We start from the raw sequence: 19,606 nt of genomic DNA on the forward strand, positions 1-19,606 counted from the left end.
CCTACTGTTCCCAGGCGCGAGGTGCCAAACACTCGTCCCGTCACCGCGGCATGTTCGCAAAGCGCGATTTCGCACCCTGGAATGCGACGGTGATTTCGCCGGTGGGTCCGTTGCGGTGTTTGGCGACGATGATCTGAGCTTCACCAGCCGATGGTGATTCGGGGTCGTAGACGTCTTCGCGGTGGATCAGCAGAACCATGTCCGCGTCCTGTTCGATCGAACCGGATTCACGCAGGTCAGACACCATGGGGCGTTTGTCGGTGCGCTGTTCGGAGGATCGGTTCAGCTGGGACAGCGCAATCACGGGAACCTCAAGTTCCTTGGCCAGCAGTTTGAGCGAGCGGGAGAATTCGGAGACTTCCTGCTGGCGTGATTCGACGCGCTTGCCGGAGGTCATGAGCTGCAAGTAGTCGATGACGACCATTTTGAGATCGTGCTGCTGTTTGAGCCTGCGGCACTTGGCACGGATTTCAGTGAGCGCCATGTTTGGGGAGTCGTCCATGTACAGCGGGGCGTCGTTGATTCGACCCATGGTGTTGGCCAGGGTGGTCCAGTCGCGGCTCTGGTCGAGGTCACCGTGGCGCAGGGCCTGCAGCGGGATGCCGGATTCGGCTGACAGCAGGCGCATGGTGAGTTCCTGCCTACCCATTTCCAGCGAGAAGATGACGGTGGTCTCGCTGTTGTGGATGGCGGCGGAGCGCGCGAAGTCCAGGGCGAGCGTTGATTTGCCCATACCGGGGCGGGCGGCGATGACGATCATCTGCCCGGCGTGCAGGCCGTTGGTGAGTTCGTCGAATTCGTAGAAGCCGGTGGGCACGCCGATGGTGTCGCCGTCGTGGGCACCGGAGCGCTCGATTTCTTCGACTGTCGGCCCCAGCACGTCTGCCAGGCGCACGTAGTCTTCCGAGGCGTTGCGCTCGGTGACCGAATAGATTTCGGCCTGTGCACGGTTGACGAGGTCTTCTGTGTCGCCTTCGGCGTCGTAGCCCATCTGCACAATGCGCGTGCCGGCTTCGACGAGTTTGCGCAGCATGGCCTGTTCGCGGACGATGTTCGCGTAGAAGCCGGCATTGGCGGCCGTGGGCACGGACGAAATGAGGGTGTGCAGGTAGGCGGGTCCGCCGATCCTGGCGATAGAGCCGGCTTTGGACAGGGCGTTGGCCACCGTGACGGCGTCTGCGGGTTCGCCTGCCGCGTAGAGGTCGAGGATGGTGTCGTAGATGGTTTCGTGGGCCGGAATGTAGAAGTCGTCGCCGCGCAGGAGTTCGACAACGTCCGCAATCGCGTCCTTGGACAGCATCATGCCGCCGAGCACACTGGCTTCGGCGTCACGGTCCTGCGGTGGTGTGCGCAGACCCGCGTCCGCGTGTTCCCATGTGTTGTCGGCCATCTGTCCCTTCCCCTGATGCGCGGGGCTCCCCGCGGCTCACCATCATAGGACCACCCGCTGACATAGCCGGTCCGGTCCTCTTACGAGGCGGAAGTCGCCACCCTTCTCCCGCCCGGCTGCCCTGGGGTCACCTGGTCAACCGAGGAGCGCCATGATTCCAGGCACGCTCAGGATCGCCACGTAATAGGCCATGAAGAGCACGCCTGCGTGAATGCGAAGGACTCGAATGAGCAGACCTGAGAGCACCCCGACCGTCAGCACCACCACGAGACCGAGAATTCCGCTTTCCCACAGGCTCACCGCAACAACCAGACCGACAAACGCAGCGATAATCGCTTCGTGGCTGACCTTAGAGACGACGAACTTGGCTGCCGTGTGCGCGTAGCGCATTGAGAACGGGTAGGCGATGAGTGCGGCAGCGATAACGCCGATCAGTGCGAGGCCGAAGAACTCCCAGCTGGTCAGTGCGTCCGAAATGTTGTAGTGCTGGCCGCTCTCCGCGTCAGTGTGGAAGACCGGTGGCGCGTTGAACAGCGGTGCAGCGGGGCCCGCAGAGACCGGGCTCAGAGGCAGGCCAAACGCAATAAGCGGAATCATCGCTTCCGCAATGTAGGTCGATTCTGTTGTGCCGTTCTTCGCGGCAAGCACGGTTGTCAGCCTCTGATAGCCCTGCTTAATGCGCGAACCAGCCAGTTCACCCATAAGGACTGTCATAGCTACAGGGGAGAAGACAAAGGTTGCCGACGATACGACTGACGTACTCACAGTTGCGAGCTTTTGCGTGCGGTCCAGTTCTCTGAGCGGGTTGGGGAACCATCCGCTTCGCTTCTTTTCTCCCTGTTCTTCGGGCACGGGAGCGAGGTACACGCGTGAGGGGGTTTCTCGTGCCATTTCTCTGCGGTTGAGCGGAACGGCAGCGCGCAGAAGGTCGAGCAGCAGGGGGCCCGTAGCAATGCCGAGGAAGTAGCTGGTTGACACCGAGGTGTCGAAGGAGCCCAGCCAGGCGTTGAGACCGAGCACGATTGCCGCAAAGGGAATGATGGCAAAAACTCCGGCCCATTTGCCTGCCGAAGCGTAGCCGATGCCGAATGCTGCAACGAGGAACAGCCACGGGGCAAGGTCGCCGATCAGCTCGCTGAATGGCGACAGAACAAACGAGAACACCATTGCTGTGGGAACAGCGATGAAGGCGGAGATAATGGCTGCCGAGACAGCCTTGCGGAGAGCAACATGGGGCAGCCCCAGTGCCCGCATTTGGCGAGCCTCGTCCAATAGCGGGACAGCCATCGTGTCGCCGGGTATGCCCAGCAGCATCGTTGGAATTGCATGGGTCATGTGTTTGGAAACAGCCGCTGCGAAGAAGAATGTCCAAACGCCGGCCGGAGGGACTCCAAGCAGGATGACTACAAGCGTCAGCGGAGCAATCGTTGCTGTTTCATCGGTTCCCGAGACAATGCCGATCAGTGAGAAAACGAGTGCGCCAATGAGCGCCATGAGGATCGCCAACGGCAGATCCGCGAGGAGGAGTTCCATCAGCGTTCGCCTCCCTTGTCAGCATTTGATTTCTGAGACTGTTCGAACTCCTCAAAGACGCTTGTCAGACCTGCCTGCTCGAGCTCCCTGCGCGACATTTCGCTCGCGTCTTCAAGTGAGCCCAACCCCTTCGGGTCGGCGGCAAGCTCGGTCACAATGCTTTCGATTCGACCGGCCTCATCAGGCGTCTCGACGATCTCTCGGGCGGGCTTTGCAATGAATGCGGTGACGAAGCCGGCTCCGAGGCAGCCGACCAGCGCAGTCGCGAGTGACCACACGTGCACCAAATCGGGGTTGTCGATAAACAGCCCGAAGAGGGCTCGTCCGCCATAGAGGCCGATAAGGGCACCGATAATGCCGCAGAGGACCCCGGCCAAAAGCGTTTTCGGACGGACCGTGTCGTTCCACACGAGAAGGTAGCCGCCGGGATCTCCCTGGGATGCGGCTGAGTCAGACAGATTGCTACTCATCGTTGAGCTCCAGATGTAATAAGTCGTCGAGCGACAATGGTCAGGCAGTAAGCGCCCGCTTAACGGCGGATGCGCTTGTGTTGCCCTTCTTTAGGTCAAACCAGTCAGTCGCTTCTGCGACTTTTCTGAGGTCTATATCGGTGCAGATACCTGCACCGTGCAGAAACCACAGCAAATCTTCCGTTGCCAGATTGCCCGTAGCTCCGGGGGCAAACGGGCAGCGACCCAACCCACCGGCAGAGGAGTCCACTTCGCGCACACCAGTCCGAATGGCGGCTGCCACATTCGCAAGCGCTTGTCCGTAGGTGTCGTGGAAATGCACTGCGATGTTGGAAGGTGCAAAGCCGGCTTTGTAAAGATCTTCAAGGAGAGCTTCGACCTGGGCAGCGTGGGCAACGCCGATGGTGTCGGAGATGACGACTTTTGCGGCCCCCGCTTCGAGAAGCTCGGCTGATCGAGCAACAACTGCAGCTCGGTCGACTTGCCCCTCCCACGGATCGCCAAAGCACATCGAAAGATAAGCGCGGCTGGGCACCCCAGCACTGCGTGCTTCGCTGACGACCTCAGCGGCCTGCTTGACACTGTTGTCGGCACTTGTGTTCATGTTCGCCTGGGCGAAGGATTCGGTCACCGAGGCGAATACTCCCACTGCATCGATCTGTGCATCCAGTGCACGTGCCAACCCTTTGAGGTTGGGAACAAGGGCCGTGAACTTCACACCGGGAACGCGCGGCAGCCCCTTTACAACAGCTTCGGCATCCGCCATCTGCGGAACCAGGTCCGGCCGGACAAACGAGGCGACTTCGATGGACTTGAGGCCGGCATTGACAAGCTCAGTGCAGAAAGCAATCTTCTCTTCTGCGCTAGTCAGTGTTGATTCAGCTTGGAGTCCATCACGGGGGCCGACTTCGTGGATAGTAATAGGCTCAGCCAGCCATTCACCTGGCTCGACGGTCACCGGGAAGGCATCACTTCGCTTCATCAGCTGTCCTCTTCGCGAAGCTGTCGAAGTGCCTTTTCCGCCTCTTCCGCGCGAATATTGCCGGTTTGGACGAGCACCGCAGCCACGCGAGTGACTTCTTCACCCTCAGCCCCTGCGGCCGACGCAAGGGTGCGGGCGTGCAAAGCCATGTGTCCCTTCTGGATACCTTCGTCTGCGAGTGCGCGCACAGCAGCGATGTTCTGGGACAAACCAACAGACACAATGACCCGCGACAGTTCGTCTGCGGTCTCTACACCGAGAACTTTCGTGTTGGCTTTGGCGACGGGGTTCGACTTTGTTGCGCCACCGACGAGTCCGACGGGCATCGGCATTTCCAAAGTGACCGAAAGGTTCCCATCGGCGTCGCGCTCGAACCGTGAGAGAGATTTGTAGCTGCCGAATCGAGCGGCATAGGAGTGCGCACCCGATTCGACCGCTCGGGTGTCATTTCCTGTAGCCAGCACAACGGCGCTTACACCGTTCATGATGCCCTTGTTGTGAGTGGCAGCGCGGTAAGCGTCTGCCTCTGCCAGTGCCGCGGCGTCAAGGATCGACTCAACAACCTCTTCGCCGCCAAGGTCCTCCGGCGACAATACGGCACGCGCGGTGTACACGCGCTCAGTGGCGAAGTTGGACAGAATCCTCATGAGGACGCGGCCGCCGGCAATCTTCTCAATGCTGGGCTTGAGAGCTTCCGCCATTGAGTTGACGGCGTTGGCACCCATTGCGTCGCGCACGTCGACGATCAGATGGACGATCACCTGAACTCCGCGTTCAGTTTCGACGATGCGAGCTTTGAGATCTTCGCATCCCCCACCAAACTTGACGAGGATCGGGTCGACCGAGTTTGCCTCTTCGATGAGGCCGCTTTTGGCTTCTTCTAGGCGAGCTCGGGCCGCATAGGGGTCCGAGACGCCGATGACCTGAATCTGCGCGATCATCTTGGGCCCGGTGGAACTAGTGGTGAAGCCGCCGTGTTTCAGGGTGTGGCGTGCAATGTTGGATGCCGCTGCAACAACCGACGGTTCTTCAGTTGCCATGGGGACGAACCGGGGCTGACCGTCAACAAGGAAGTTGACACCCAAGCCAATCGGCACGCCGATGACGCTGTATACGTTTTCAATCTGTGAATTGGCGCGATCGATGGGCAACGCGGGGCCTGCGTCGAGCACTTCGCGTGTTTCTTCATCGAGTCCGAGTCTCTCGGCGAGCGCATCGCGACGTTCCTGCGGCGTGAGTTCTCGGATTCCCGACCAACGAGCATCTGACATTGTGCTGACCTCCAAAGCAGTTTCGGGCATGCAACAACACCACTGTTGTTAACTGGTTCACGACGCTACGCCAGCATCACGTCCTTCAAAATGTGGATGAACACCACAATCAACGGACACTGAGTGTGGACATCACACATCAGGCTTCAAGGTCGCAGGTCAGTCGCCAAAAACGAACCGCGATCTCGATGGAGAACAGCCGATTCGGTTCCCTCCAATCGCCCAACAGATCGTCGAGCCGACTAAACCGCTGAGAAAGTGTGTTGACGTGAATGAACAAGCGCTCTGCTGCAGCACGCATATTCCGGCCTTCTTTGCAGTAGGCAGTCAAGGCATCGAGCAGCGGTGTAGAGCGCCCAGCCTCAACTAAGGGGTACGCCTCCACATCGAACAACGGCCCCAAGTGCATCTTCATGAACTCGGCGCGGAATTCTCGAGATGTCATCAACAACCACGACACCGGCTCAATCGCTTCGGCCCTATAGACCTTCGACGGCCACTCCCCGTGAGTCAGTGCCTGCAGCCACGATTCAAGCTTCGGCCACTGCTTGGGCGCATTTTCATAGAAGTCACGAGCTGTCTCGCAAGTCCAAACAATAACCGGTCCGGGAATAGACCCTGCCCGCTGCTTGTGGAGTTCATCACCGCGAGTCGCTGCGACCACCGCAACCGTCGTACCGCGAATGCTTGCGGCAATGAGTTTTCTGTCGTCCCGGACAAATGACTCCACAGTTGACACTGGCTCCTGGGACACAATGAGCACAATCTGGTCCGAAGGATCGAAGCCAGCGTCTTCAAGGAATTTGAACGGCTTAGCACCGTGCCGATTGAGTATGTGCCTGGTCAGTGCAGCTTCCCGCCTATTGTGCGCTTGGATCAGGTGCGCATGGTGAAGGGAGAACGCACCCAGGCACAGTTCCGCCAAGCGGACAGCCACGTCTGACTGCAGCGCCTCCACCACTTGTCCGGGGTACTCGATGAGCAGAAAAAACCGGCCGTAGATCTTGGATCGAACCGGCACACAGGCTAATGGCGAACTGTTGCGCAGGCGGTGGCAAACCCGGTCTTCTAGGGGAAGGAGATCATTCAAGTTGAAAGCCTCCTCCTCGATCTGGAATCCAGGCGAGGATGCGAGCGTCTCTCCCCGAGCGTCGATGAGCATCAGTTCCGCCGCGAATTCGGCGCTGGCCTGCGCCAGAAGCTCCGACAGTGTGCTTCCGCGAACGATGTTTTCGAACAGCTGGCTCAGCTTGTCGGAGCTCTTCCTCCACGACGCAAAGTAGTTTTCCCAATGCGCGAGTCGCTTGAGCGCTACTTCTGCATTGGCTTCCATGTCTGTGAAAGCCAATGACTTCCAAATGGTTGCCGACGCGATATCGGCAAATGAACTGATAGTCGCGATCTCTTCCGGCGAATATCGCCGTTCGCTGCGCGAGCTGAGGAATAGGACTCCCACCACTCGCGAATGCGCAATCAGCGGCACTCCAGCCAACGACACGAGTCCCTCTGCGGTCACTGCTGTGTCGAGGTTTTCGGATCGGACAAACCGGTTGTCTTGAAAGTAATTCGGGCTGACCTTTGCGGCCTGCGAATTCACGACCAGTGTGGCCATTCCGGTATCAGGCAACACCTCAAGTCCGGAGAACTCCCGGCTGACGGCTCCCTTTGAGGCACGAACCTTGAGATACCCGTGCTCCGGGTAGTACTGAGACAGGTAAGTTACGTCCGACATCCCGAGCGAATGAACGAAGCCGACGATCTCGTCGAGAATCTCGTCTGTTGTTCTGACGCTTGTGATGGTTTTCGTGGCTTCGTGAATAGCCAGAAGTTCCTTGTTTCGCCGCTTGAGGTTGTCGATCTGAGAACGCAGTCGCTCAAGTTCTGCTTCGACCTCATCGCGAAGTCTGTCGTCTAAGCCGTACTGCCTCAAACTGCTCGGACGCCAGCTGTTTTCAGCTTCCGAAGCGCCGGCAACATAGCCGCCCACGGCTTTCAGCATCTCTGCCAGGACTTCTGCGTCGGCAGACTGCAGGCGTCCCATCTCACCCCCCAATAAGCACTGCAACAGTGTGGATGAGCAAGCCCGCCAGGCAGCCGATGACGGTGCCGTTGATGCGGATGTACTGCAGGTCTTTGCCCACGTAGAGTTCGATCTTTTCGGCTGCCTCGCGCGCATCCCAGCTGGCGATGGTGTCGGAGATGACGCTCGTGAGCTCACCGCCGAAGGACTCCGCTCCGTCGGCAACGGCCACGGCCAGAGTGTGGTTCCACTTGTTGGCAAAGGCTTCGTCGTCTGTCATGCGGGCGGCGAATTCGGCCAGTCCTTCGCGCAGCTTCTGCTGGACCGTGCCGTCAGCTTCGAGCACGGAATCGCGCAGAAGGCGGGATGTCGATTCCCACATGGCAACAGCCGAGGTGACCACCGCCTCGCGCGAGAGCATGTCAGCAAGTGTTGCCTCGAACCGCTCAGCAAGAGAAGACTCCTCTTGCAACTGTGTCCCTAGCCCGGTCAGCCACTCGTTGAGCGCTGCCCGAGCGCGGTGGCTGCGGTTGTCGCGCACATCGGCAATCCAGCCGACGATTTCGCGGTGCAGTTTGTCCGACACCATGCGGTTGGCGAACCTGGGCACCCATTCGGGGGCGCGCTGGCTGACGATGTCATCGACCACCTGCGGGTTGTACAGCAGCCAGGAGTGCGCTTCCCCGGCAACGAGGTCGACCAGGTGTTCGTGCGCACCATCGGCGACGATTTCCTGCATGAGTCGGCCCAGCACGGGTGCTTTGCGCACCTGAATAAGCCGGGGAACCAAGACATCGCGGGTGAGGTCGGCAACGGCCTCGTCATCCACCCGATCGAGCACATACTGCAGGGCCATACCGGCACGGCAAACCACTTTGTCCTGTGAAGAGGGCTTGCTCAGCCATGCACCGACTCGCTGTGTGACACGGGCGGATTCCACTTTGGGTGCGACGGTGTCGTAGGTGAGGAAGTTCGAAGCGACAAAGGCCGACAGGCTTTCGCCCAGCACGTCCTTTTTGCGCGGAATGATCGCGGTGTGCGGAATCGGCAGGCCAAGCGGGTGGCGGAAGAGTGCGGTGACGGCAAACCAGTCTGCGAGCGCACCGATCATGGCTGCTTCGGAACCTGATTTGACGAAGCCCCACACGCCCGTGCTGTCAGTGAAGATGACGGTGGCCAGCCAGATGAGTGCGGCGGCTACCAACAGGCCGGTGGCCAGGGTGCGCATGCGTCGCAGCGCTATGCGACGATCTTCTTCTGTCACGGGTGTGTTCTGCTGTGTGCTCACACGCTCATTCTTCCAGTAGTCGCCGGGGTGCTCAGTCACAGTCGCCCCTGCCGCTCACGGCAAGCCGAACCGCTGACCCAGCCCCACCCACCTCACGTGAGAATCAGGTTCCACGTCCCTGCCGCTACAGCCGCACCAATGGCAGCGGCACTCATAAGAACCCCGACCGCCACGATCACAGCGTCCCGCGCATAAAAGCGCGACTGGCGCAGCTGGGTGCGACGGCTGGTGCCGAAACCTCGGCCCTCCATGGCCATCGCCAGGCGGGTGCCGCGGCGGATTGCCTGGACGAGCAGCGCGAAGGCCACCGGGACCACCCCGCCCAGCCGGCGGAGCAGCGTGTCGGGGCCGACACCTCGGGCGCGGCGGGCAAAGGACAGCGTCTGCCATTCGGCAGTGAACAGCGTGACCAGGCGGGTGGCGGCGAGCGCTGACATGACGAACCGCTCCGGCAGGTGCAGCTTCTGCACCAGGGCGTCGGCCAGGTCGGTGGGATCGACGGTCGATGCGATGGCGATTCCGGGCAGGGCGAGCGCCAGCACGCGCACGCCGATCGCGGTACCGGATGCCAGCGATCCGGTGGTGATGAGCAGCGGGCCGATGTGCACCAGTACGTCGCCGGTTTTCTCCGCCAGGATTGTTGTGGCCCATGCGGCGATGAGGGCCGCGCCGGGCAGGAACCACAGGCGTTTGAGCATCGCGCCGATCCGCAGGCCCGTCAGCGGCAGCAGGAGCACCTGGAGGGCCAGCATGACGGATGCGCTGACGATGTCGATGCTGAACAGCACACCGCACATGAGGATGAACGCGAGCGCCGTTTTCGACAGCGGGTTGGCGCGCACAAACGCGGTGCGCCGGCGGATGGGCACCAGCAGGTCCACCTGGACGGGGGCTGCAGACCTGGGCAGGATCACGGCACGAGGCGCCGCCGGACTGCCCGCCACACCCTCACCGGGGGTGGGGGTTGGCTGGGCGGCGGTGTTGTGGTCAGGCGAATTCACAGCGCACCGCCCCGAGTGTGTTGATGAAGGCTTCGTCGTGGCTGACCGTGACGACCGCTTGGCCATCGCGCAGTTCGTCGATGACGAGTTCGGCGAGCGCTCGCCACGTGCGGGCGTCTTGGCCGAAGGTGGGTTCGTCAATGATGAGTATGCGCGGCCTGGCCGCAAGCATTGCGGCTACTGAAAGGCGGCGCTTTTCACCGCCGGAGAGCTGCTGCGGGTGAATGTCAGCCAGATGTTCCAGGCGCAGCGCGGCCAGGAGCTGTTCGGCGCGGTCGTCTGCCGCTTGGGGGTCCCAGCCAGCGCGCTGTGGGCCGAAGCGCAGTTCGTCCAAGACAGTGGCCCGCAGGAACTGGTGTTCGGGTTCTTGGAACACCATGCCGATGCGGGGCACGAGTTCGCGGGAGCTCCACCGGAAAGGGTCACTGTGTTTGGGTGGGCGGACGGTGCCGCCTAGGGTCGTCAGCTGCTGGGCTGCGGTGAGCTGGCCGTATGCGGGTTTGAGCAGACCGGACAGCGTGAGCGCAGTGGTTGATTTTCCTGCACCGTTGCGGCCGGTCAGGGCGAGCGCTGTTCCGGCGTGGATGTCGGCGGTCAGTTCGGCGACCGGTTCGCCGCCTTCGCGCTGAACACCCAGGCCGTCGGCGCTCATGAGTGTTTCGCCAATGCTCGGCGCGTACGAGGCAGGTAGGGCGGCATCGGGCAGCCACAGTCCGGCTGCCTCCAGTGAGGAGCGCAAGGCTTGGTCGCCCAGGATGGCGTCAGGGCTGCCGTCGGCGAGAACACCGCCTGGACCCAGAACCACAATCCGGTCGACGTGTTCGGTCCACACCGGCAGGCGGTGTTCGACGATCAGCATGGTCGCACCCGTGGCTTCTTGTGCGGCGATGATGGAATCGCGCACGGATTCGACGGCTGCCGGGTCGAGGTTCGCGGTGGGTTCATCGAGTACCAGCAGGCCCGGCTGCATCGCGACGACTCCGGCGATGGCCAGGCGCTGTTTCTGCCCGCCGGACAGGGCTGCCGTCGGGTGGGTCAGTGGGACGTCGAGGCCCACAATGTCGAGGGCTTCGGGGATTCGGCGGGCGATTTCGTCTGCGGGAATGCCGACATTGGCCATGCCGAAGGCCACGTCGTCGCCGACTTCGGCGAGGATCACCTGCGAATCGGGATCCTGCAGGACAAGCCCGGAGATTCCGCGGGCGGGGTCCGGTGGGAGGCCGTCAACAAGGAGTTCGCCGTACTGTTCGCCGGATTCATCCGGCAGCACACCGGCTACGGCGTGGAGGAACGTTGATTTTCCAGCACCCGAACCGCCGACCAGCAGAACTTTCTGCCCGGCTGAGATTTCCAGGTCGAGGTCGGAAACGGCTGGTTCGGCTCGGCCGGAGTGGTACCAGGTGAACCCGCGGGCGGACACTGCCGCGGGTCGGGATGACGAGGTGGTGGTCACTTATCTGCGGGACTTTCGCTTTCTGAGGGGCTCCCCCGGTGACCCGCCCCTTCGGGTGAGGATGCGGCGTGAGGTGGGCGGCGCCTCGGGCGCGGGTCGGTGCCGGATGCGAATCCGGTCAGCACTCCGGTCCGTCGGACGGCGCGGTAGACGAACCAGCCGCCCAGACCGGCGAATACGGGCCCTGAGACCAGGGCGCAGGCGGCGAAGACCAGCTGCCATTCGAAGGCCCAGCCGGCGTTCCAGAAGATGTTGTCGGTGATGGACACCGAAATGGCCGGTGCGAGGCCTGCGAGTACGGAAATGCCGAGGGTGTAGCGGCGGTAGCGGGTCAGGGCGAAGACGAGTTCGGTCATGATGCCCTGGCACAGGCCGGTGAACAGGATGACCGGACCGAAGACGGAACCGAGGAGGGCTTCGGTTGCTGCGGCGATGAGTTCGCACACGATTGCGGCGCCGGGTTTGCGGATGATGAGTGCTCCCACGGGCCCGGCCAGCAGGTAGAGGCCGCCGACCAGGCCCGTGGTGGGTGGGAACACGAGGTTGAACGGGACGTCGATGATGGGCCGCAGGGACGTCCACGCGAAGTACACAGCACCGAGTGCCACGGCGAGTACTGCCGCGACGATGATGTCAACGGTGCGCCATTTCAGGCTGCGTGTGGGCGTGGTGTGTGCGGTGTGGGTCATCGGGGTCTTTCAGTTCATGTGCGGTTGGGGGTTGTGTGCTGGCGGGGTGTGGTGCGAGCTGTCCGGTCTGTCCGAGCCTCGGTTCGCCCGGAGGCGAAGGCTGAGAGTGCGCCGGTGGGCACGATTGCCCGCCACAGCAGCCATGCACCCAGTCCCGAAATGATAATGCTGGATGCGATTCCGCAGGCGGCGTAGACGACCTTGAACGTCATAGCCCATTCGGCGAAGTACATGACGATTTCCCCGACAACCAGTGTGATGCCCGCTCCGAGGCCGGATAGGAGCATGACGGGCAGGTTCCATTTGCGGTAGAAGAAGGCCAGGAACACGATTTCGGCGCCGGCTCCCTGCAGGAGGCCGGAGATGATGGCGGTTGCGCCGAAGTGGGACCCAAGTACTGCTTCGACGGCGGCGGCGAGGGTTTCGGCGATGATGGCCGCACCGGGTTTGCGGACGATGATTCCGGCGAGTGGCCCTGCAAGCACCCAGATGCCGCCGAACAGGCCGACCAGCGGTGGGAATGCGACGGTCCAGAGTTCGAAGACGCCCCAGATGGCGGCGACTGCCCAGAAGACGACGCCGACAGCCACAGCGATGACGACAGTGACGATGATGTCAACGGTCCGCCAGCGCAGGCCGCTTTTTGTCTGCGGGCGCTGTGAGTGCGGGTTCTGTGGCTGGGCTGACGAGGCGGTGGTTGGGTTGGTGTGGTTTCGTGGGTTGGCTTGGTGTCCGGTTTGGACACGGTTGTCCTGTGTCATGAGTCCTCCTCAAGGCAAGGAGGGGTCAAGAGTGTGCTCGACTTCCTTCGCCGGTGCTAACCGGGCAGGTTCGAGGGTCTGCGGCATCGCACTCTCAGCGCCCTTGTTCGGATCTCTAGGTCTGATCCGAGGCGCTCCCCTGTCGTACGGGCGCAACTTTAGCAAGGACAGTGCGCTGGCGCTCAGGTTTGGGTGGTCTGAACGGCGGCATAGGGAGGCTTCAACTGAACGGAAAGAATATTTCATTTCATTAGCAGCAGGCCGACGGCTCCGGTAGGCTTTCCGCAATCCGTCCGCCAAAGCGAAGGAATACGATGTCGTCATCAGCGCAGACAGACACCGAAAGGCAACGCGGCACATGGCTTGTCAATCTATTGACTGGAATTGAGCGGGCCGGCAACAAACTGCCCCACCCCTTTTGGCTCTTTCTGCCCCACCCCTTTTGGCTCTTTGCCGGGCTTGCGGTCATCACCCTTCTGCTGAGCGCCCTTCTTTCGAAGCTGGGAGTCAGCGCGGTTTCACCAGCCGACAACAAGGAAGTCGCCGTCGTCAACCTGCTCAGCCCAGACGGCATCAACAAGATGATCACGGAAGCCGTGCCGAACTTCACCGGCTTCCCTCCCCTTGGCCTGATCATCATCGTGATGCTCGGAGTGGCAGTCGCCGAACAGTCCGGCCTCATCTCCGCTTCCATCCGCGGCGTGGTCGCCAGAGTTTCGCCGAAATGGCTGACATTCGTTCTTGCCCTTGCCGGGGTCACTGGTTCGGTTGCCTCCGATGCCGTCTACGTCGTGCTCATTCCGCTTGGCGCCGTCACGTTTAAGACAGCGGGACGTTCACCTGTGCTGGGTGCGGTTGTGGCATTCGGGTCGTGCAGTGCCGGCTTCAACGCTTCGCTGCTTGTCACCGCCACTGACGCAATTCTGGCTGGGCTTTCCACCAGTGCCGCTCAGCTGATCGACGAATCCGTCACCGTTTCGCCCGTTGCCAACTATTTCTTCTCAATAGCGTCTGCGATCGTCCTTGCTCTGATCGTCACACTGGTCACTGAGCTGCTGCTGGTTCGCACCACGAAGGACATGATCGATGACGAGCCTGACGAAGATGCTGCCTCAGCGGATGATTTCCGTCTTAGCCCGGCCGAGAAGCGCGGAGTCATTCTGGCCTTCATCGTCGGCTTCGTCTTCCTCGCGGTCTACCTTGCCGCCCTCCTGTGGCCGAATTCCATCTTCCATGGCGAAGAGGGAATTCTCGACAGTCCGCTGCTGAGCGCCATTGTCGTGCCCATCGCGCTGATGTTCGCGGTTGTTGGTGTGGTCTACGGTCTTGTGACCCGTTCCATCACGAAAGCGCAGGACATTCCGGAGATGATGGGCAAGGGCCTTCTTTCCCTGGCCCCCGTCATGGTTCTGTTCTTTGCCGCTGCGCAGTTCGTGGCCTATTTCAAATGGTCGAATATTGGGCCGATCATTGCGATCAAGGCGTCTGAACTTCTGCAGCAAGCACAGATGCCGACGCTGGTGATGTTCGCCGGGCTGGTGCTTCTGGTGGCGCTGCTGAATCTGCTGATCACAAGCGGATCCGCGCAGTACGCGCTGATGGCCCCGGTTATCGTCCCCATGTTTATGCTGTTGGGCGTGTCGCCCGAAGTCACTCAGATGCTGTTCCGCATCGGCGATTCGCCGACCAATATCATCAGCCCCATGAGCCCGTACTTCGCCTTGGCGCTCGGCTATGTACAGCAGTACTATTCGCGCGCCCGGATCGGCACTCTGCTTTCTCTGACCTTGCCGCTGTCTGTGGCGATGCTCGTGGGCTGGTTTGCTTTCTTCGCCCTCTGGTATGCCCTCGGCCTGCCGCTGGGCCCCGGTGTGCCGGTTCGCTGATCTTCGCTGCCTGTGAAAGGAGATAACTTTATGTCGCACGTACGTGCAGTGCATGATTTTGTCGAAAAGAACATCGAATCTGTCCTCGATGACCTCGACCGGCTTGTCAGTCTCGAAACACCGAGCAGCGATCGTCGACTGTTGGACAGATTTCTCCGGGAATTTGAGCCTTTTGTCGAGCAGCGCCTTGGCACGCCAGCCAAACGCCAGCTCCACAATGGCGGGGATCGGGGTGACGTCCTTGATCTCACATGGGAAGGGTCGCCCGGCGTTGAGGGCACGTTGCTGTCAGTCTGCCACTACGACACTGTTTGGCCAGAAGGCACACTTGCTGATTGGCCGCTGACCCGTAAGGGCGACGTTCTGACCGGCCCGGGCGTTCTGGATATGAAAGCCGGAATTGTGCAGACCATATGGATGGTCACCGCGCTGCGGGAATTGGCGATACCGCATCCTGCAATCCGCCTGCTGCTGACCGGCGATGAAGAGATCGGCTCTTCTGCCAGCCGTCCGCATATTGAAGATGCGGCATCCGAAAGCCTTCTGACCTTGATTGCTGAGCCAAGTGCCGGAGGGGATATCAAGGTACAGCGAAAGGGAACGGTGATGGCCGACATCACGGTTCAGGGAGTCGAATCGCATGCTGGCCTCGATCCAGAAAAGGGCGCAAGCGCGATCCATGAACTCGCCCGGCTTGTTGGCCGAGTAGCGGACCTTGCGGACCCGGAAAAGGGAACGACCATCAACGTTGGGATCATCAACGGCGGTTCCGGCAGGAATGTTGTTGCCGGTACAGCACGGTGTGAAGTCGACGTTCGCGTACAGGACGCTGATGAAGAAGACCGTGTTGTAGCGGAGCTGGAAGACCTTGCGCCATACGACAGCCGCTGCACCGTCACAACGGAGATTGATCGCAATCGCCCGCCGATGAACCCGAGTGAGCGGGTCAACGAGCTGGTCGCTGTCGTCGAAGCGATCGGCAATGAGCTGGGCAGCACGATTTCGACAAAGCCCGTGGGCGGAGCTAGCGATGGCAATTTCATTGCAGCCTTGGGGCTTCCGGTGATCGACGGCCTTGGCGGGATCGGTGCCGGGCCGCACGCTCGGCACGAGCACATCACCGTGAGCGGACTGCCCCGACAGACGGCTGTCATGGCCGGATTGGCAGCGCATTTGACCAAGTGACCCGCACTGGTGGTCACTGTTTGGCGCCTGTATTAGAAACGGCAGGTGAGATGCAGGCGAGCGCTGGACCGCTCATCTACTGGGGGTGAGTGCCGCCTCCACAAAGCCTATTGAACGGCCTTAGCGATTTCATAGAGCCGCGCTGGCATTGGTCGTTCAAGTTCCCACACGATCTGCATGGGTTTTTCGCCCTCGTGACTGACGTACCGCGCATTACCCAGGCAGGTGTACGGTTCGGTGCCGATCTCACCGACCTTGGCTTCACGCACAAACAAAACAACGTTCGAACCATCACGTTCGTGGTTGATGTACCTCTGTCCGGTAGGTGATTCCGCCCGCGTCAGGCTTTGCGATTCCCAGTGGAAAAGCGTTTCCGTCAATGCGTAGTCGCGGTACATGGTGCTTGGCGAATAGTCAGCTGCCGACTTGTTCAAAGTCACCAGAAGGATGTCGGTTTTCAGTTCAGGAACCCATTTGACGCCTTCACGAATGCTGCCGGGTTTTTCACTGTTTATTGACCCCACTCCAAGGCCTGCAAGCAGTTCTTCGCGTGAGTAGGTTGCGTGACTGCGTACCGGTTGAGTTTCCAGACCACCACTTAAGGGTTGTGGCACTACCCGCGAACGGGACTCTTGGAACTCAATGATCTGATCCAGTTCGTCACGCACATAGTCCGCCCGCAGGAGTCGTTCGAGGCCTACTTCGATGCCCTCCGAATGCCCGCTTGGCCAGAACGAGTAATAGAGCATGATTGCCAGCGGGTCCCGCGCAAGCTCGGGTGTTACGGCGTCTGCGTTCAGAATTCGACGATAGCCGCGGAACCTATCGGGGTCATCAACGTGCACGAAACTGCGCATCCGTTCAAGCAGAAGCTGTTCGGCAACACTGGGGTTAAAGCTGCGTCGCGTGTTAGCCCACGCTTCGTACTGCCTCCATGAGTTAGGCCCAGAAACACCTTTGTACGTGCGTTTGGCGCTGGCTTTATACACAGTCGAAAGACCACGATCCGTCCGGTCGAGGTACTCCTTCAACCGCAGGCCTTGCTGTCTTTCGATTTCCGAAGAGTGTTCGTGAACATCCACCAGGAAGGCACCGATCTTCATGTCCAACTGACTCTTGAGGTTGTTCACAACCTCTTCCTGGACCACTGAGTCGAGCACGATCTGCGATCCCGCCGGCAGAAACGGAAAGCCTTCTTTGGCTGATTGTTGGAGACTCTTTCGCCCTTGACCCGTGAGAGCACGTAGTTTGATGTCGAATCGGAAGTCCTTGTGCTGATGACCGACGAAATCGAGGACCGTGAGGACAGATTTACCTTGAGTTCGGCGCAGTCCGCGGCCCATCTGCTGAATAAAGATGGTGGCAGACTGGGTTGGGCGCATCATGAGGATGGTGTCGATCGCGGGAAGGTCGAAGCCTTCGTTGAAGACGTCGACAGCCATGAGGCAATTGAGTTCGCCATGGGCTAGTTTGTCGATCGCTTCAGCCCGAATAGTCGGATCCGTATGTCCGGTGACCGCTTCGGATGGGATTCCAGCTTCGTTAAAGACTAGCGCCATGTACTCGGCATGTTCTACAGACACACAGAAGCCCAAGGCTTTCATGGTGCTCGGGTCAGAGACGATGTCGTTAGTTGCCGCAATGATCTTCCGTGCGCGGGCGTCATTGCCCGTGTATACCTTGTTTAGGCCGGCAACACTGTATCCGCCGGCCGTGAACTGGACGCGAGAAACATCGACACCATCAGCGACGCCGAAGTAGTGGAACGGCACCAGGAGGTCGTTGTCGAGCGCTGTCCACAGTCTGAGTTCGCTAGCGATGCGGCCGCCGAAATAGTGCGCAACGATGTTTTGCCCGTCCGCCCTTTCGGGGGTCGCGGTGAGGCCTAGAAATTCGCGGTACTCAGTGAAGTGGCTAATGAGCCTGCTGTACGAAACTGCCGACCCGTGGTGGAATTCGTCGATGATAATGACATCAAAATGGCCTGGGTCGAAGCGAGAGAGCTGTTCTTCTTTTGAGAACGACTGAATCGACGCGAACACGTGGTCCCATGTGGTTGGTAGGTACCCGCTGCAGAAAAGTTCACCGAAGGAACCGTCGCCTAGGACATCGCGGAACGTTCGTAGGGATTGTTCGAGGATTTCTTGCCTATGGGCAATGAACAGCAAGCGCGGACGCGGCCCGTCGGTGTCTTCGCACTGTCTGCGGTAATCCAGTGCTGCAACCACGGTTTTACCAGTACCAGTTGCAGCGACCACGAGGTTCTTGTGGATGCCTAGAACTTGGCGTTCGTGTTGGAGGTCATCCAGGATGATGGCCTGGTGAGGGTAGGGCCGAACGTCGAGCGAACTGGCCAACAACGAAACCGGGGTTTTGTTCGTTGAACTTTCGTTGAGCGCCTTTTCGAGCCGCTCACCGTCAGCTTCTGGGTCATATGGTTCGAACATCGGCGACTGCCAGTAGCTTTCGAAAGTCGTTTCGAACTTTTCGACGAGTTCCGGTGTCTGTACTCGCGAGGCACGAACATTCCATTCCAGACCGTCGACCATTGCCGCATGGCTCAGGTTTGAGCTTCCGATGTACGCGGTGTCATAACCAGTTTTCCGGTGAAAGACCCATGCCTTGGCATGCAGCCGGGTTGTCTTGTTGTCGTAGCTGATGTGGACTCCGGCCCCACATTTGTTGACCAGGAAATCGAGCGCCTTCTTTTCGGTGGCACCCATATAGGTGGTTGTGAGTACGCGAACCGGCACTCCTCTACGCCGCAGATCAAGCAGTTGGTCTTCAAGAACACGGATACCGGACCACTTGATGAACGACATGATGACGTCGACCCGATCTGCACTCTGCATTTCGAGCCTGATTTCGGGCCCAAGCTGTGGATCGCCCTTAGCGTTGGTAAGAAGTGCGACATCCGACAAAGGCGTGCTCGGCGGATTAGGTAGTGCATGAGGAGGCCGGGCCACACCTCGCAACTGCCTAGGTTTGTGATTCGTAGACAGCTGGCCGTCCTGTGGTAGCGACCGAATGCTCGCGAGGATGGCGTTCACGAACTCAACACGCTGCTCCGTTGTCTTCAGTGCCTTTAGTTCCTGTTCCACGTGCTGCGCAACATAGCGGGACAAAACGTGCGGAAGGTCAGCTTCATCGATATTGTGCACAGCGTTTCTAAGCTCGTCTTCATGTTCTTGCAGAACACGCTCAAGCCCCGTGGTCACAAGGCTTTCGTACAGGCCTGGCTGTAGTTCCGGAACGTTCATGACTGGCCTTTCACCGGGAACCCGTTCTGTTCAATTGTTCGCAAAGCGGGAAGATCGGGCTTTGCCCACGTGACAGTCGCAAATTCTTCGGGCGCCAGCCACTGAAAAGCATCGTGGTCCGTGCTCGAAGAAATATCTGCTGAGGTTGTCACCCAGTAGCAGGCAAGGTCGATGTTATTGGTGCCGACAGGGGTCACTTCGCGTGTGACGAGGTCGCCGACTACCGCATCGGTCAATCCGAGCTCTTCTTTGAGTTCGCGCGCTAGAGCCACCCGAGGGTCTTCTCCGAGCTCGACCTTTCCACCAGGGAATTCCCACCGCCCACCGGCAGACTTTTCCGGTTTCCGCCGGCACGCCAAGACTTGGCGTTCACGGTGAATGACTGCCCCGACTACACGGATTGATGTGCTCATGCTC

At 60.2% G+C, this 19,606-nt stretch carries 15 protein-coding genes and 1 riboswitch; of the genes, 2 read left to right on the plus strand and 13 right to left on the minus strand.

Features of this window, described 5'->3' with window-relative positions; genetic code table 11:
* Positions 1-40 precede the first annotated feature (40 nt).
* The 11 genes from dnaB to GC119_RS05340 all read right to left on the minus strand — a co-directional run bounded on the left by dnaB (position 41) and on the right by GC119_RS05340 (position 12,858).
* On the minus strand, positions 41-1,390 hold the full coding sequence (dnaB, locus tag GC119_RS05290; RefSeq protein ID WP_070575937.1) for a replicative DNA helicase: 1,350 nt from the start codon (positions 1,388-1,390) through the stop codon (positions 41-43).
* Between the two features lie 135 nt (positions 1,391-1,525).
* Complete coding sequence (locus GC119_RS05295) at positions 1,526-2,923, minus strand: tripartite tricarboxylate transporter permease (RefSeq protein ID WP_070575940.1); 1,398 nt, start codon at positions 2,921-2,923, stop codon at positions 1,526-1,528.
* Entirely contained in the window at positions 2,923-3,393 is a 471-nt protein-coding gene (locus GC119_RS05300) for a hypothetical protein (protein WP_070575943.1), read from the minus strand. Before GC119_RS05300 ends, GC119_RS05295 begins: the two co-directional genes overlap by 1 nt.
* A gap of 40 nt (positions 3,394-3,433) precedes the next feature.
* Positions 3,434-4,375, minus strand: a complete 942-nt coding sequence (locus GC119_RS05305; RefSeq protein ID WP_070575946.1) for a hydroxymethylglutaryl-CoA lyase — start codon at positions 4,373-4,375, stop codon at positions 3,434-3,436.
* Positions 4,375-5,646: a hydroxymethylglutaryl-CoA reductase, degradative gene (locus tag GC119_RS05310; RefSeq protein WP_070576381.1), complete on the minus strand. Its 1,272-nt coding sequence runs from the start codon at positions 5,644-5,646 to the stop codon at positions 4,375-4,377. Before GC119_RS05310 ends, GC119_RS05305 begins: the two co-directional genes overlap by 1 nt.
* 139 nt (positions 5,647-5,785) lie before the next feature.
* Entirely contained in the window at positions 5,786-7,645 is a 1,860-nt protein-coding gene (locus GC119_RS05315) for a helix-turn-helix domain-containing protein (protein ID WP_193215624.1), read from the minus strand.
* A gap of 43 nt (positions 7,646-7,688) precedes the next feature.
* Positions 7,689-8,993, minus strand: coding sequence for a DUF445 domain-containing protein (locus GC119_RS05320; RefSeq protein ID WP_226829278.1), 1,305 nt, complete (start codon positions 8,991-8,993; stop codon positions 7,689-7,691).
* Positions 8,994-9,046: 53 nt separating this feature from the next.
* The gene (locus tag GC119_RS05325; RefSeq protein WP_151952634.1) at positions 9,047-9,955 is read right to left on the minus strand and encodes an energy-coupling factor transporter transmembrane component T family protein; all 909 of its coding nucleotides are present in this window, start codon (positions 9,953-9,955) and stop codon (positions 9,047-9,049) included.
* Positions 9,942-11,408 (minus strand): ABC transporter ATP-binding protein, encoded by a 1,467-nt coding sequence (locus GC119_RS05330; protein ID WP_151952635.1) that lies wholly within the window; start codon positions 11,406-11,408, stop codon positions 9,942-9,944. The genes GC119_RS05325 and GC119_RS05330 overlap by 14 nt, the downstream gene beginning before the upstream one ends.
* On the minus strand, positions 11,405-12,097 hold the full coding sequence (locus GC119_RS05335; protein WP_151952636.1) for an ECF transporter S component: 693 nt from the start codon (positions 12,095-12,097) through the stop codon (positions 11,405-11,407). The genes GC119_RS05330 and GC119_RS05335 overlap by 4 nt, the downstream gene beginning before the upstream one ends.
* A gap of 14 nt (positions 12,098-12,111) precedes the next feature.
* Positions 12,112-12,858, minus strand: a complete 747-nt coding sequence (locus tag GC119_RS05340; RefSeq protein ID WP_151952637.1) for an ECF transporter S component — start codon at positions 12,856-12,858, stop codon at positions 12,112-12,114.
* 25 nt (positions 12,859-12,883) lie between these two features.
* A riboswitch (TPP riboswitch) is annotated at positions 12,884-13,009 on the minus strand.
* Between the two features lie 163 nt (positions 13,010-13,172).
* Here GC119_RS05340 and GC119_RS05345 point away from each other — a divergent pair.
* Together GC119_RS05345 and GC119_RS05350 are read left to right on the plus strand one after the other, a co-directional pair.
* The gene (locus GC119_RS05345) at positions 13,173-14,744 is read left to right on the plus strand and encodes an AbgT family transporter (RefSeq protein ID WP_151952638.1); all 1,572 of its coding nucleotides are present in this window, start codon (positions 13,173-13,175) and stop codon (positions 14,742-14,744) included.
* Between the two features lie 30 nt (positions 14,745-14,774).
* Positions 14,775-15,929: a M20 family metallopeptidase gene (locus GC119_RS05350; protein WP_151952639.1), complete on the plus strand. Its 1,155-nt coding sequence runs from the start codon at positions 14,775-14,777 to the stop codon at positions 15,927-15,929.
* 107 nt (positions 15,930-16,036) lie between these two features.
* Here GC119_RS05350 and GC119_RS05355 read toward each other — a convergent pair whose 3' ends face one another.
* Complete coding sequence (locus GC119_RS05355) at positions 16,037-19,189, minus strand: DUF3427 domain-containing protein (RefSeq protein WP_151952640.1); 3,153 nt, start codon at positions 19,187-19,189, stop codon at positions 16,037-16,039.
* Positions 19,186-19,602, minus strand: coding sequence for a (deoxy)nucleoside triphosphate pyrophosphohydrolase (locus GC119_RS05360; RefSeq protein ID WP_151952641.1), 417 nt, complete (start codon positions 19,600-19,602; stop codon positions 19,186-19,188). Before GC119_RS05360 ends, GC119_RS05355 begins: the two co-directional genes overlap by 4 nt.
* Positions 19,603-19,606 lie beyond the last annotated feature (4 nt).

Origin of the sequence: Brevibacterium sp. Marseille-P9724, assembly GCF_902500275.1 — a bacterium.
Lineage (GTDB): Bacteria > Actinomycetota > Actinomycetes > Actinomycetales > Brevibacteriaceae > Brevibacterium.

Excerpts from the sequence above, each read along its gene's own strand:
- dnaB (WP_070575937.1), bottom strand. The coding sequence starts at position 1,390 with ATGGCCGACAACACATGGGAACACGCGGACGCGGGTCTGCGCACACCA.
- GC119_RS05295 (WP_070575940.1), bottom strand. The coding sequence starts at position 2,923 with ATGGAACTCCTCCTCGCGGATCTGCCGTTGGCGATCCTCATGGCGCTC.
- GC119_RS05300 (WP_070575943.1), bottom strand. The coding sequence starts at position 3,393 with ATGAGTAGCAATCTGTCTGACTCAGCCGCATCCCAGGGAGATCCCGGC.
- GC119_RS05305 (WP_070575946.1), bottom strand. The coding sequence starts at position 4,375 with ATGAAGCGAAGTGATGCCTTCCCGGTGACCGTCGAGCCAGGTGAATGG.
- GC119_RS05310 (WP_070576381.1), bottom strand. The coding sequence starts at position 5,646 with ATGTCAGATGCTCGTTGGTCGGGAATCCGAGAACTCACGCCGCAGGAA.
- GC119_RS05315 (WP_193215624.1), bottom strand. The coding sequence starts at position 7,645 with ATGCTGAAAGCCGTGGGCGGCTATGTTGCCGGCGCTTCGGAAGCTGAA.
- GC119_RS05335 (WP_151952636.1), bottom strand. The coding sequence starts at position 12,097 with ATGACCCACACCGCACACACCACGCCCACACGCAGCCTGAAATGGCGC.
- GC119_RS05340 (WP_151952637.1), bottom strand. The coding sequence starts at position 12,858 with ATGACACAGGACAACCGTGTCCAAACCGGACACCAAGCCAACCCACGA.
- GC119_RS05345 (WP_151952638.1), top strand. The coding sequence starts at position 13,173 with ATGTCGTCATCAGCGCAGACAGACACCGAAAGGCAACGCGGCACATGG.
- GC119_RS05350 (WP_151952639.1), top strand. The coding sequence starts at position 14,775 with ATGTCGCACGTACGTGCAGTGCATGATTTTGTCGAAAAGAACATCGAA.
- GC119_RS05355 (WP_151952640.1), bottom strand. The coding sequence starts at position 19,189 with ATGAACGTTCCGGAACTACAGCCAGGCCTGTACGAAAGCCTTGTGACC.
- GC119_RS05360 (WP_151952641.1), bottom strand. The coding sequence starts at position 19,602 with ATGAGCACATCAATCCGTGTAGTCGGGGCAGTCATTCACCGTGAACGC.